Source organism: Streptomyces sp. LN549, from assembly GCF_043203805.1.
Lineage (GTDB): Bacteria > Actinomycetota > Actinomycetes > Streptomycetales > Streptomycetaceae > Streptomyces.
Genome location: NZ_JAZHRI010000002.1, coordinates 7,537,279 through 7,550,518 on the forward strand (window position 1 = coordinate 7,537,279; position 13,240 = coordinate 7,550,518).

The 13,240-nt window shown below is 68.1% G+C and carries 12 protein-coding genes; 2 read left to right on the forward strand and 10 right to left on the reverse strand.

Going from position 1 to position 13,240, the window contains the following annotated elements; genetic code table 11:
* Window positions 1-99 precede the first annotated feature (99 nt).
* The 8 genes from SH922_RS33650 to SH922_RS33685 all read right to left on the reverse strand — a co-directional run bounded on the left by SH922_RS33650 (window position 100) and on the right by SH922_RS33685 (window position 8,521).
* Window positions 100-426, reverse strand: a complete 327-nt coding sequence (locus SH922_RS33650) for a DUF1048 domain-containing protein (protein ID WP_393062335.1) — start codon at window positions 424-426, stop codon at window positions 100-102.
* Between the two features lies 1 nt (window position 427).
* Complete coding sequence (locus tag SH922_RS33655) at window positions 428-784, reverse strand: DUF1048 domain-containing protein (RefSeq protein WP_393062336.1); 357 nt, start codon at window positions 782-784, stop codon at window positions 428-430.
* Complete coding sequence (locus SH922_RS33660; RefSeq protein WP_393062337.1) at window positions 781-1,107, reverse strand: PadR family transcriptional regulator; 327 nt, start codon at window positions 1,105-1,107, stop codon at window positions 781-783. The genes SH922_RS33655 and SH922_RS33660 overlap by 4 nt, the downstream gene beginning before the upstream one ends.
* Window positions 1,108-2,201: 1,094 nt before the next feature.
* Window positions 2,202-3,215 carry a galactofuranose ABC transporter, permease protein YjfF gene (gene yjfF, locus SH922_RS33665; RefSeq protein WP_393062338.1) on the reverse strand — a complete coding sequence of 338 codons (1,014 nt, stop codon included), beginning with the start codon at window positions 3,213-3,215 and terminating at the stop codon, window positions 2,202-2,204.
* Complete coding sequence (locus SH922_RS33670; protein ID WP_393062339.1) at window positions 3,212-4,330, reverse strand: ABC transporter permease; 1,119 nt, start codon at window positions 4,328-4,330, stop codon at window positions 3,212-3,214. The genes yjfF and SH922_RS33670 overlap by 4 nt, the downstream gene beginning before the upstream one ends.
* Entirely contained in the window at window positions 4,327-5,910 is a 1,584-nt protein-coding gene (locus SH922_RS33675) for a sugar ABC transporter ATP-binding protein (RefSeq protein ID WP_393062340.1), read from the reverse strand. The genes SH922_RS33670 and SH922_RS33675 overlap by 4 nt, the downstream gene beginning before the upstream one ends.
* A 30-nt stretch (window positions 5,911-5,940) precedes the next feature.
* Entirely contained in the window at window positions 5,941-6,960 is a 1,020-nt protein-coding gene (locus tag SH922_RS33680) for an ABC transporter substrate-binding protein (RefSeq protein ID WP_393062341.1), read from the reverse strand.
* Between the two features lie 982 nt (window positions 6,961-7,942).
* Window positions 7,943-8,521 (reverse strand): Dps family protein, encoded by a 579-nt coding sequence (locus tag SH922_RS33685; RefSeq protein ID WP_393062342.1) that lies wholly within the window; start codon window positions 8,519-8,521, stop codon window positions 7,943-7,945.
* Window positions 8,522-8,767: 246 nt separating this feature from the next.
* On the opposite strand from SH922_RS33685, the gene SH922_RS33690 reads away from it, so the two are divergent.
* Together SH922_RS33690 and SH922_RS33695 are read left to right on the forward strand one after the other, a co-directional pair.
* Window positions 8,768-10,135 carry a dihydrolipoyl dehydrogenase family protein gene (locus tag SH922_RS33690; protein ID WP_393062343.1) on the forward strand — a complete coding sequence of 456 codons (1,368 nt, stop codon included), beginning with the start codon at window positions 8,768-8,770 and terminating at the stop codon, window positions 10,133-10,135.
* A gap of 29 nt (window positions 10,136-10,164) precedes the next feature.
* A complete protein-coding gene (locus tag SH922_RS33695; RefSeq protein ID WP_393062344.1) occupies window positions 10,165-11,313 on the forward strand; it encodes a low temperature requirement protein A in 1,149 nt (382 codons plus the stop codon).
* A 92-nt stretch (window positions 11,314-11,405) separates the two neighbouring features.
* Here the strand turns inward: SH922_RS33695 and SH922_RS33700 are convergent, their stop codons facing one another.
* Window positions 11,406-12,128, reverse strand: coding sequence for an alpha/beta fold hydrolase (locus SH922_RS33700; protein ID WP_393062345.1), 723 nt, complete (start codon window positions 12,126-12,128; stop codon window positions 11,406-11,408).
* A 51-nt stretch (window positions 12,129-12,179) separates the two neighbouring features.
* Window positions 12,180-13,151 (reverse strand): alpha/beta hydrolase, encoded by a 972-nt coding sequence (locus SH922_RS33705; protein WP_393062346.1) that lies wholly within the window; start codon window positions 13,149-13,151, stop codon window positions 12,180-12,182.
* Between the last annotated feature and the right edge of the window lie 89 nt (window positions 13,152-13,240).

The window sequence follows — 13,240 nt, forward strand, 5'->3', positions numbered from 1 at the left end:
AGTGGCTTCCGGCGGCCGGTCGGCCCGCGCCTGTTCGCACTGTGCCAGGTCGAACGAACCGCACGTGCGGGCTACGCCCACTGGCATGAGGCGCGGGTGTTACTTCTCGGCCGTGCCGGGTTTCCCGCTGATGGACTCCTGGTAGACGTCCGCATAGGTGCGTGAGTCCTTGACCAGTTCGTCGCAGAACGCGGCGACGTCCTCGCCGATGAGTTCCAGGACCCCCTTGCCCTCCGCGGCGCCCTCCTCGAAGAAGTCGACGATCCCGGGGAGCAGGGGCCCGTCGGGCAGGTCGACCGGTCCGACCTTGAACAGGTACTTCTGCATCTCCTTGTAGACGATCTGGTAGTCCGGCGGGAGTGCCTTGACCCGAGCGGTGTGTGCCCGCCACTGCTTCTTGCCTTCGATGATGTCCTGGATGCTCACGTCAGCCTCCCAGCCGGCTCAGTTTCCTTGCGACGTTCCTGTTCAACTGCTCGCGCCACCGGTCGCGGTAGGTTCGGGCCCCTTCGCCGCCGGCTAGCGCGGTGCAGAAGCCTCCGATGTCGTCGCCCAGTACTTCGTGGACGCTTTGCCCGTCCGCCGCTGCTACTTCGAGCAGCCCCAGGGCCGAGTCCAGGATCGGCATCAGGTTGCGGCCGGTGAAGTCCCCATAGGGGAAGAGGTGGGCGATGATCTGTCCCCACGCCGCCCGGTAGTCGTCCGGCAGGGCCTCGGCCCGGGCTTCGAATGCCTTCCATTCCCTGGTGAGATCGCTGCCTGTGATCTTTTCCCAGAAGTTCATCTCCCGCCCTCCTTGAGCTTGTTGATGCGTGATGAGACGTACTGCCATTTCGCCCAGAACGTCGCGAGTTCCTCGCGTCCGGCGTCGTTGAGCGCGTAGAACTTGCGCGGCGGACCGACCCCGGACGGTCGTTTCGTCACCTGGACGAGTTTGTTCCTCTCCAGCCGCAGCAAGATGGTGTACACCGTCCCCTCGACGACGTCGGCGAAGCCGAGTTCGTTCAGCCGGCGGGTGATGGCGTACCCGTAGGTTTCCTCGCTGCCGATGATCTCGAGCACGCACCCTTCGAGCGTGCCCTTCAGCATCTCCGTCAGGTCGTCCATCGCGAGTCCTCCTCAGCTCCTTCGGTACTGCGTACTACCAAGTACCACTACACGGTATCACCGAGTAGTGAAGTCTGCCAGCGATCGACGCACGCGGTCCGAACTCTGCGATCCGTGAGGCGAAGGTAGAGATCCAATGCGACGTGGACCTTGGTTCGCTGGTGCTCGAAGGGGGATTGGCTGTTCGGAGGGGCTTGCCGGACCTGTCCCGTCTCTGTCGATCTCGCCCTTTCTCAAATGATCTGGCCTGGTTCGCTCGCCATCTCAGGTGCCCTGGTTCACTGCAAGCGGTGGCGTCGGCTGCAGCGGGTCTTGCTGTTCGGCGGGGAACAGGAGGGCTGGAAGGTAGCGCATACGTTCCTACGAGGATTCGATGGCGAAATGGGGCGCGATGGCGGGCTTGCGCAGGGGCGCGGATTGCAAAATAGACCGCCGTGGTGGTGGTCGAGTGGGCACATGTGAGACGTGGGAGCGTGGTCGTGTGAGTGAGACGACTACGAACACCCTGCAATACCGCTTTGACGGGCTAGAAGACGCACCAGTCCTGGTGATCGGCCCCTCCCTCGGTACCACCCGGCACACGTAGGCAGAACCGTCTTCTGGCGTCCAGGTGGTCCAATTCGATGCTGTTCACGCGGGTTTGGATTTGGTGGTCCAGCTGCGTCGACGGTGTTGGTGACAGGCGTGTGACAGGACGTGTGTGACGGCATCGGTGATAGGGCGAGGGACTTGCTGATGGGCCAGGCGGGGCCTCTCCTGAAGCCAGGAGGCGAGGCCCCACTGGAGTGCTCTGGTTGGGCTTCGCCGTGAGTTCGGCCGTGCTTGAACGTCTGACGCGTTCGGCTTTTCACGCAGTTCGTGGCCGTGTGATGCTCGCGGGAGCGGTGGATTTGCGATCGCGGCTACAGGTTTCTCTTCGCATCGGAACTCATCGCTGGATGCCGCCCCGGGAGTGGCCGTCCGTCCACGGCTACGAACCGGACCGTAGCCGGTCATGGCGGCCCCCTGGCCGGGACCGCCAATTCGACCGACGTACAGGAAGGGGCGCGGCCGGGAGATCCGGACCGCGCCCCTTCCTGTACGGAATGAACGAACTACGTCGTCCGGCGGGCGGTGAGCACCCGCTGGAGCAGGACGAAGCTCAGCAGGAGGACGCCGGTGACGATCTTGGTCCACCAGGAGGAGAGGGTGCCCTCGAAGGTGACGATGGTCTGGATGACGCCGAGGACGGTGACGCCGAGGACGGTGCCGAGGACGTAGCCGGAGCCGCCGGTGAGGACGGTGCCGCCGATGACGACGGCGGCGATGGTGTCGAGTTCGCCGCCGAGGAGGTTGAGGCTGTAGCCGGACTGGGTGGTGAAGGTGAAGAGGACGCCGCCGAGGGCGGAGCAGACGCCCGAGACCGTATAGGCGGAGAGGACGGTGCGGCGGACCGGGAGAGCCATGAGTTCGGCGGACTGGGGGTTGTCACCGACCGCGTAGACGCCGCGGCCGAAGCGGGTGTAATGCAGGACGGTGTAGGCGATCGCGACGACCGCGAAGGCGATGACGACGCTCCAGGTGATGAAGGCGGAGCCGACGGTGATGCGGTATTGGGCGGCCGAGGCGAAGAAGGGGTCGCTGATGGAGATGGATTCGGTGGAGATGACGAAGCAGAGGCCGCGGGCGAGGAACATGCCCGCGAGAGTGGCCATGAAGGGCTGCACGCCGTAGTCGTGGACCATGTGGCCCATGGTCTTGCCGAGAACGGCGCCGGCCAGGAGGGCCACCAGGATTGATACGAGGGGCGGCCAGCCGTTCGTCTCCGTCAGCCAGGCGCAGATCATCGTGGAGAGCGCCGCCATCGCGCCGACCGAGAGGTCGATGCCGCCGGTCAGCATCACGAAGGTCATTCCGACGGCGAGGACGAGCAGGCCCGCGTTGTTGATGAAGATGTTGAGCAGGACCTGGGTGTCGAGGAAGCCGTAGTAGCGGGAGTTGCCGGCCAGGAGCAGAACGACCAGGAGGAGGGCGGTCGAGGCGACCGGGACGTAGCCGCGCCGGTGGGAGACCGCGAGCCGGAGGCGCTCCAGGGCGGGGGTGGGAGGAGTGGCGGTGGGAGCGCTCATGGCTTCTGGACCTCGGCGGGTGTGGCGGACGCAGCGGACGACGCGCGCGGGTCGGGGACTTCGGCGGTGGTGGCCGGCCCGCCGTTCGCGGCGGCCACCACCTCGCGTCGCCGCAGGAAGCGGGCCCGGAGGGCGGCCCGGTAGGCGGGCGACTGGAGCAGGCAGACCGCGGTGACCACGACGGCCTTGACGACGAGCGTCGTCTCGGAGGGCAGGCCGAGCGAGAGGACGACCTGTGTCATGGTCTGGATGACGAGGACGCCGACGACCGTACCGCCGAGGTAGAAGCGGCCGCCGACCAGTGACGTACCGCCGATGACGACGGCGAAGATGGCGTCGAGTTCGATCCAGAGGCCGGCGTTGTTGCCGTCCGCGCCGGAGATGTTGGAGGAGATCATCAGGCCGGCGGCGCCCGCGCAGAGACCGCAGAAGGCGTACGCCCCGATGATCATGCCGCGCGACTTGATGCCGGCCAGGCGGCTGGCCTCGGGGTTGCCTCCGACCGACTCGATCAGCACACCGAGCGCACTGCGGCGGACGAGCAGCGTCACCAGGCCGATGCTCAGGCCCGCGACGATGGAGGAGAAGGGGAGGCCGAGGACGTAGCCGCCGCCGATGAGGTGGTACGGGTCGGAGGAGACGGTGACGATCTGACCGTCGGTGATCATCTGCGCGATGCCGCGCCCGGCGACCATCAGGACCAGGGTCGCGATGATCGGCTGGATGCCGACGGCGGCGACCAGTACCCCGTTCCACAGGCCCGCGACGAGCGAGAGCCCGAGCGCGAGGCCGACGGCGGAGAGCACTCCGCCGACCGAACCCTGGTCCACCAGGCCCGCGATCTGCGTGCAGGCGACCGCGCCGCCGATGGCGACGACCGCGCCGACCGAGAGGTCGATGCCGCGCAGGGCGATGACGAGCGTCATGCCGAAGGCGACCAGCCCGAGCGGAGCGGAGAGCCGGATGATGTCGATGAGGCTGCCGTAGAGGTGACCGCCCTGGACGCGGACCGCGAAGAAGCCGGGGTCGTTGACGACGGCGATGAGGAGGAGCAGTACGAGCAGGGCGAGCGGCCAGAAGAGGCGATGGGCGGCGAGCGCCCGGAAGCTGGTCATGAGGTGGCTCCGGTAACTCCGGCGCCGCTGTCAGCGGTTGCGGCCCCGGTGGCGATGACCTCCATCAAACGGTCGGTGGTCAGGCCGGCGTCGTTCGGCAGAGTAGCGACGAGTTCGCGGTCGCGCAGGACGGCGACGGTGTCGGACAGGCGGAGGACCTCTTCGAGTTCGGCGGAGACGAAGAGGACGGCCATGCCGCCGTCGGCGAGTTCAGCGACCAGGCGCAGGATCTGCGTCTTGGCGCCGATGTCGATGCCGCGGGTGGGCTCGTCGAGGATGAGGAGTTTCGGTTCGGTGAGCAGCCAGCGGGCGAGCAGCACCTTCTGCTGGTTGCCACCGGAGAGGTTGCGGACCGGCAGGTCGGGGTTGCGCGGCCGGATGTCGAGGGCTTCCATCCACTTGTCGACGAGTTCGTCCTTGCGCTTCGTCGCAAGCGGGCGGGCCCAGCCGTGCGCGGCCTGGAGGGCGAGGACGATGTTCTCGCGGACGGTGAGATCGGGGATCAGGCCGTCGGTCCGACGGTTCTCCGAGAGGTACGCGATCCCCTTGTCGATCGCCGCTCGCGGCGAGCGCAGCGAGACGTCCTGGCCGCCGAGGGTGAGCTGCCCGCTGTCGGAGCGGTCGGCGCCGGCGAAGAGGCGGGCGGTCTCGCTCCGTCCCGAGCCGAGCAGCCCGGCGAGCCCGGTGACTTTGCCCGGCGCCAGGTCCAGGTCGAAGGGGGCGACGGCCCCCTTCCGCCCGACCCCGCGCGCGGTGACGAACGCCTCGGCGGCGGCCGTCTCGACCACGTCACGCGGCGCGTTGTGCTCCTCGGCCTCGAGCGCGCTGAGCTCCTGCCCGAGCATCTTGCCGACCAGTTCGCGGCGCGGCAGTTCGGCGACCGTCCACTCCCCGATGAGCCGGCCGTCCCGCAGGACGGTGATCCGGTCGCTGATCTCGTAGATCTGCTCCAGGAAGTGGGAGACGAAGAGGATGGCGACACCCTCCTCGCGCAGTCGCCGCATCACCCGGAAGAGCCGCTTGACCTCCTCGGCGTCGAGGCTGGAGGTGGGTTCGTCCAGGATGAGGACGGAGGCGTCGACGTCGACGGCGCGCGCGATGGCGACCATCTGCTGCACGGCGAGCGGCTGGCTGCCGAGCGAGGCGGAGACGTCGACGTCGAGTTCGAGACGGGCCATCAATGCCCTGGCCCGCTTGCGCAGTTCCTTCCAGTGGATCATTCCGCCGAACCGTAGCGGTTCGCGTCCGAGGAGGACGTTCTCCGCGACGGAGAGGCTCGGGCAGAGATTGATCTCCTGGTACACGGTGGCGACGCCGCTGCCCTGCGCCTGCAGCGGCCCGGTGAAGGACACCTCGGCGCCCTTGACCCTGATCGTGCCGGCCTCCGCCTCGTACACGCCGGTGAGGCATTTGATCAGGGTGGACTTACCGGCCCCGTTCTCGCCCATCAGAGCGTGCACCTCCCCGGGATGGAGCCGGAAGTCGACCCCCTTGAGGGCCTGCACACCCAGGAACTCCTTGACCACACCCGTCGCTTCGAGAACGGGGCTCGGGGTGTCGGTCGCGGTCGTCGCCGCCATGGTGATACTCCGCGTCTTCGAAGGTCCGGATCAGTACTTGCGGTTGGGGAGTTCGGCCTTCGCCTGGTCCTGGGTGAAGACGCCTTCCTCGGACTCGATGCGACGCTCGACCTTCTCGCCGGCGGCGACCTTCTTCACCAGGTCCATGATCTGAGGGCCGATCAGCGGGTTGCACTCGACGACGCAGTTGATCTTGCCGTCGACCATCGCCTGGAAGGCTTCCTTGATGCCGTCGATGGAGACGATCCGGATGTCGGTGCCGGGCTTCTTGCCGGCCTCCTCGATGGCCTGGATGGCGCCGATCGCCATGTCGTCGTTGTGCGCGAAGAGCACGTCGATGTCCTTGTGGGACTTCAGGAACGACTCCATGACCTCCTTGCCCTTGGCGCGCGTGAAGTCACCCGTCTGCGACGCGATGATCTTGAAGCGGTTGTCCTTGCCGACGATGTTCTTGAACCCCTCGGCGCGGTCGTTGGCGGGCGCGGAACCGGTCGTCCCCTCGAGCACCACCACGTTGAACGGGCCGTCCTCCTTGGTGTCGTCGACCAGCCACTGACCGGCGCGCTCACCCTCCTTGACGAAGTCGGAACCGATGAAGGTCACGTACAGCGACTCGTCCTTGGAGTCCACGGCCCGGTCGGAAAGGATCACCGGGATCCCGGCGTCCTTCGCTTCCTTGAGCACCGTGTCCCAGCCGGTCTCGACGACTGGTGAGAACCCGATGACGTCCACCTTCTGCGAGATGAACGTACGAATCGCCGATATCTGGTTCTCCTGCTTCTGCTGCGCGTCGGAGAACTTGAGCGTGATTCCGGCCTTCGTCGCCGAATCCTTGACGGACGTGGTGTTGGCCGTCCGCCAGCCGGACTCCGACCCGACCTGCGCGAAACCGAAGGTGAGCGTCTTGGACTTGCCGTCCCCGGAGCCGGAGGCCCCGGGCTTCTTCTTCTCGCCACAGGCCGCGAGCGGCACGGCGAGGGCGGCCGCACCCAGCCCCATCAGGAGGTTCCGGCGGCTCAGGGTGTTCAGTACGGTGACCTTTTCGGACATGGGCAGGGCTCGCTTCCTGACAGGGCACGGCGGGTCATCCCGGAACCCCGCACACTTCAATGCGTTCGATATTTCGTACGCAGTTCGAAATTTGGGATGACGGTAGCTCCGAGGGTGAACCAGGTCAACGCCCCATACAGAAAAGGAATATTGCACTTCGGTCTCACCGGGTCATGGCGAACATCTGGCACGAGCCGCCCCGGCGCGGTCAGTGGTCGGCTGTGGCCACGTCCGCTGGTCCAGAGCAGGAATCCGCGGACGGTGGCGCAGGTGGTGGGGCCCTGGCTGAGCCCCACGTCCACCTGGTCCTGGGTGCAGGTGGACAGGGTGGTGCCGCCATCGCGGAGCCACTCCAGCAGGCGGGCCACGTTACGGATCTCGATCCGGGCGCTCTCCGCCGGGCCGACGGTTCTCGGCCAGGAGCCCGCGCAGCAGCTCCTCCGGTAGGCGGTCGGCCCATGGCAACAGGGCCGCAGTCGCCTGCCGGACCACCGCCGACACCAACACTGGAAGAAGATCCAGTCGACCAGTCTGAATGCCCTGCAATACCGCTTTGACGGGCCAGAAGACGCACCAGTCCTGGTGATCGGCCCCTCCCTCGGTACCACATGGCATGTGTCGTAGAGACCGTCCAAGCGCGTCCAGCCAATCCAGGATGGGGCGCGTAGTGCCAGCTCAGGGCGACTCGGTCCGGGGAGTCGGCAGAGTCGGTGTGAGCTGCGTGAGAGCGCGTGAGACGACGAGGCCCCACCGGGGCGCCATCGGTAGGTGGAGCTCGCCGTTCAGCGTCGTCCCGGCGATCGTCCACCAGGACGACGCCATCATCACCATCCTTTCGTGGGGCAGCAGCCGGGGCGCCGGAGATGATCCCTTGTTCCTCGATCTTCGCTACGTCGTACGGGGCCGGCGCGGCACCGTACGGCTTCGTTCATCCCCTGCCGCCACGGTCCCATGTCTCGTCGATCGCCGGCCGAACGGCCCGTCAGGCGCGGACCAGTGGGGTGTCGACCAGATGCTCGGCGAGGAACCACGTCTGCAGCTCCCCGGTCCTGATCACCTGTGAGACCAGCAGGTCGTTCGTGCCGTCGTCACCCAGCTCGATGGTCCGGGCGGCGGCGTCGTGCGCGTCGATGAGGATGGCCTCGTGAGCCTCCAGCAGCCGTGCCAGCATGGCGGGCACTTCCTCCACCCCGTCCGGGGGCCGAGGGATCGATGTGAGCTCCGCGACATGCCTGGCATCGCCCACCGCGACTCCGCCCAGGGACTGGACGCGTTCGGCGATGGTGTCGATGAGTTCGAGCTGCTCCCCTGCGTGCTTGTCCAGGACCAGGTGCAGTTGATAGAAGGTCGCGCCGCGCATCAGCCAGTGATGCTTCTTGTAGAGCCCGTAGAGGATTTGCGTGTCCGCCAGGGCCTTGTTCAGGCGCTGGCAGGAGTACATCCGCGCCTCGTAGGACAGGCCGATCGGGAACTGCTTGACGGTGCCGAACTCCTGGATCACCACGCCCTTCTGGTGCAGCCGCGGCTGGCTGCTGCTCACGGGCTTGGAACTGGTGGTCATGGTCTTCCTCCTGCGCTGCCGTGCTGTGCGTACTCAGGTGACGCTATGTACCCGGACGGAGCACGCCTTGCCGGGTAGCGCACGCAGTGGCGTCCGCCAGCGCACTGCGTGCAGCGTCCGGTGCGCGTCGTTCGCTCTCGGGCAAGCCCCCGTGCGCCGGCGGACTCGGGCCTCCGGCCGACCCGGTCTAGCTTCGGCGGGACGGCCCACGCACGCGTGGAGCACGAGAGATCAGGAGAGGCAGGCATGAGCGCGAACGAGCAGGCGGATGTGGTGGTTGTCGGGCTGGGGCCGGGGGGTGAGTACGTCGCGGGCACCCTGGCCGACGCCGGACTGGACGTGGTGGGGGTCGAGGCGGAACTCGTCGGGGGTGAGTGTCCCTACTGGGCGTGCGTGCCCAGCAAAATGATGATTCGGGCCGGGAACCTGCTTGCCGAGGCGGGCCGGATGTCTGCCCTCGCCGGCGAGGCGGTCGTGACTCCGGACTGGGGCAGGGTCGCCGGTCGCATCCGTGACGAGGCAACCGACGACTGGGACGACCGGGTGGCCGCCGGCCGTCTCGTGGCCAAGGGCGGCCGGCTGGTCCGGGGAACGGGCCGCCTCGCCGGGCCGCGCCGGGTGACGGTCGGCGACCGTACGTGGGAAGCCCGGCGCGGTGTCGTGCTGGCCACCGGCACCCGGCCCAGGATTCCCTCGGTACCGGGGCTCGAGGCGACGCCGTACTGGACCAACCGGGACGCCATGGCCGCCAAGGAGCTGCCCGCGTCGATGGTCGTTCTCGGCGGGGGAGCCATCGGTGTCGAACTCGCCCAGGTATTCGCCCGTTTCACGTGTGCGGTCACCGTGATCGAGGGACAGGACCGGCTGCTGTCGCAGGAGGAACCGGAAGCCGGGGAGCTGGCCGCAGAGGTCCTGCGGGCAGACGGGGTCACCGTACTCACGGGTGCTCGGGCACAGCAGGTCAGCCACGACGGCACCGAATTCACCATCAGCCTGGGTGGCGGCGCGGAGCCGCTGCGTGCCGAACGGCTTCTGGTCGCTGCTGGGCGCCACGCCGACCTGGCAGCCCTGGCCGTCGACACGGTGGGGCTGGATCCCACGGCGGGGGCCGTTCCCACGGACGGGCAGATGCGGGCCGGGCAGGGGCTGTGGGCGGTGGGAGACATCACCGGCCGCGGCGCCTTCACCCATGTGTCGATGTACCAGGCGCAGATCGCCGTAAGGGACATCCTCGGGGAACCCGGTCCCGATGCCGACTACCGGGCACTGCCTCGCGTCACGTTCACCGATCCGGAGATCGGGGCCGTCGGGTTGACCGAGCGGCAGGCGCGGGGGCGGGGGCTGCGGGTGCGCACCAGTGTGCTGACCATCGCGTCCTCCACCCGCGGATGGATCCACGGGCCGGGCAACGAAGGGTTCATCAAGCTCATCGAGGACGCCGACCGGGGCGTACTGGTCGGCGCCACCTCGGCGGGTCCCGCGGGAGGCGAGGTGCTCTACGGGCTGAATGTGGCCGTCCACGCCGCAATACCCGTCGATCGGCTCCAGCACATGATCTACACGTATCCGACCTTCCACCGAACGGTCGAGGCCGCGCTCGGAGGCCTCCACTGAGTCACCGCCCGATCGGCCGGGCGGCCCCGATGTCCAGGCGATGGCGCACCATGGCGGGGCGCGACCCGGGCGAGCCGCACAGGCCCGCCACCTCGCTGGAACTCCTCTTCGACCTGTGCTTCGTCATCGCGGTGGCGCAGGCGTCCAGGAGCCTGCACGCGGCGCTGGCCGACGGGGAGTACGCCATCGGCGTCCTGCGCTTCGCGCTGGTCTTCTTCACCATCTGGTGGGCGTGGATGAACTTCACCTGGTTCGCCTCCGCCTACGACACCGACGACGTCCCGTACCGGTTGACGGTGCTGGTCCAGATCACGGGGTCGCTCGTGCTCGCCGCCGGCGTCTCCAGCGCGTTCGAGGAGGGTGATCTGCGGGTCATCACCCTCGGATACGTCGTGCTGCGCTCGGCGTTGGCCGCCTTGTGGCTGCGCGCCGCATGGTCCGACCCCGCTCACAGGGCGACCACCCTGCGATTCGCCGTCGGAGTGACTGCCTGTCAGTTCGGATGGGTCGGACTGCTCGGCCTCCCGGCCGCGGCGCGCCTGCCAGGTATTGCCGTCATGCTCGTCGCCGAGGTGGCCGTCCCGGTGTGGGCACAGTCCGCCGGGATGACGCCATGGCATCCACGCCATATCGCCGAGCGCTACGAACTGTTCACCCTCATCGTCCTCGGCGAGTCCGTCGCGGCCACCACCGTCGCCGTCCAGAGCGCCTTCGACCGAAACCACGGCACCGGTTCGCTGTACGCGGTGGCGGTCGGCGGCCTGCTCATGGCATACGCCATGTGGTGGCTGTACTTCGCCGAGCCCGCGCACACCCTGCTGGCCACGACGCACCGGTCCCACCGCAGGAGGTTCACCTGGGCTTACGGCCACTACCTGATCTTCGCCTCGGCGACCGCCGAGGGAGCAGGCCTGGCCGCGTACGCGGATCACGTCACTCGTCGCACGGACGCCTCGCCGTTGGCTGCCGGGGCGGCGGTCACTGTCCCGGCGGCCGTCTTCCTGATCACGGTCTGGGCCGTACACCTCCGGCCCCACCAAAGAACCACGGCCGAGTGGATTCCGTATCCCGCCGCCGCGGTCGGCATCCTGCCGGCCGCATACTCCCCGGCACCCGCCCTCGCCGTCGGTGCGCTGCTGGCTGTCCTGGTCGTGGTGGTCACGGTGGAGCGCAGATGAAGGAGGCGCAGCGAGATCTCATTCCGGGCCAAGAGCGAAGGGCCGCGCGGCCGACTCCCGGGGAGTCGGCCGCGCGGCCCTTCGCCGGTATGTCAGCTCGTGGCGCGCACCGCGTCACGGATCAGAGCGGCGACCTCCTTGGGCCGGGACACGGCCACGGCGTGCGAGGCGCCCTCGATCTCGACGATCGTCGCGCCGGCCCGCTTCGCACCGAAGCGCTCGACCTCGGGGTTGATGGCCCGGTCCGCGCCGGCCACGAGTGCCCAGGAGGGCTTGGTCTTCCACGCGGCGGCCGAGGCCGTCTCCGTGAATGCCGAAGCGGCCAGCGGACGCTGAGTCGCCGCCAGGACCTTGGTGACGGCGGCCGGGACGTCGGCGGCGAAGATGTCCGGGAACGCCTCGGCCTTGATGGTGACCTCGACCGCAGGCCCCGCTCCCTCCACGGGGTACGTCGCCTCCTTCAGGTTGCTGACGAGTGGCGAGAGGGGGAAGCGCCCCTGCAACTCGCCCAGGCTCTCGCCCTCTTCGGTGACATAGGCCGCTACGTAGACCAGCCCGACGACGTTCTCCGTGGCGCCTGCCACGGAGATGATTGCCCCGCCGTAGGAGTGGCCGACAAGCACCACGGGACCGTCGATCTGAGCAGCCACGGAGGCGATGTACGCGGCGTCGGACTCCAGGCCGCGCAGCGGGTTCGGCGGCGCCACCACAGAGATGCCGTCGTTCTGCAGTTCCGCGATGACCCCCGTCCAACTGGCGGCGTCCGCGAAGGCTCCGTGCACGAGAACTGCTGTGGGGAGGGGAGACGTGGTCATGGTCGGGTGCTTCTCCTTGTTGTCGGTGAATGTGCGAGGTGAGAGCGTGTGTCAGCCGGCGTGGAGTGCGGTGTGCAAGGTGCCGATGGCCAGCGTGATTGCTGTCTCGGCGGCGTGGGTTCCGCGGAGTGCGTTGAGCATCACGAAGTCGTGGATGATGCCCTGGAGTCGGACGGCGGTGACCGGGACGCCGGCCTCGCGGAGCTTGTTGGCATAAGCCTCGCCCTCGTCGCGCAGGACGTCGGCTTCGCCGGTGATGACCAGAGCCGGGGGCAGGCCGGTGAGCTGTTCGGTGGTGGCCCGTAGCGGGGAGGCGGTGATCTGGGCGCGGTCGGCTTCGTCGGTGGTGTATTGGTCCCAGAACCACTGCATGCCGTCGCGGCGCAGGAAGTAGCCCTCCGCGAACTGGTGGTAGGAGCCGGTGTCGAAGTTCGCGTCGGTGACCGGGTAGAAGAGCACCTGCTGCACGAGGGGGACGTCGCCGCGTTCCTTGGCCATCAGGGTCAGCGCGGCGCTCATGTTGCCGCCGACGGAGTCGCCGGCAACGGCCAGCCGCGAGCCGTCCAGGTCCTTGGAAGCGCCCTGCTGGACGACCCACTGCGCGACCGCGTAGTTCTGCTCGATGGCGACCGGGTAGCGGGCCTCGGGGGAGAGGTCGTACTCGGGGAAGACCACGGCGGCGTTCGCGCCGACGGCGAGTTCCCGTACGAGGCGGTCGTGGGTGTGGGCGTTGCCGAACACCCAGCCCGCGCCGTGGATGTAGAGGATGACGGGCAGGGGCCCTTCCGCACCGGCGGGGCGCACGATGCGTGCGCGGGCACTGCCTGTCGGACCACCCGGGACAGTGATCCACTCCTCGTCGATCAGCGGCTTGTCGATCTCGCCCGACTGCACTTCGTCGACAGCTTTGCGCCCCTCGGCGGGCGGCAGGTCGAAGAGGTAGGGCGGATTGGCAGTCGCTTCGGCGAAAGCGGCTGCTGCCGGCTCCAGTACCGGCTGAACCGGCTCGACGGCATCAGACATGTGATTCTCCTGAGTTACATGGGGTGCGCCGGTCTTTCCGGCAAGGTGAAACGACTCCGGGGCAGACACAGGGATCTGTGGGGCCGTCG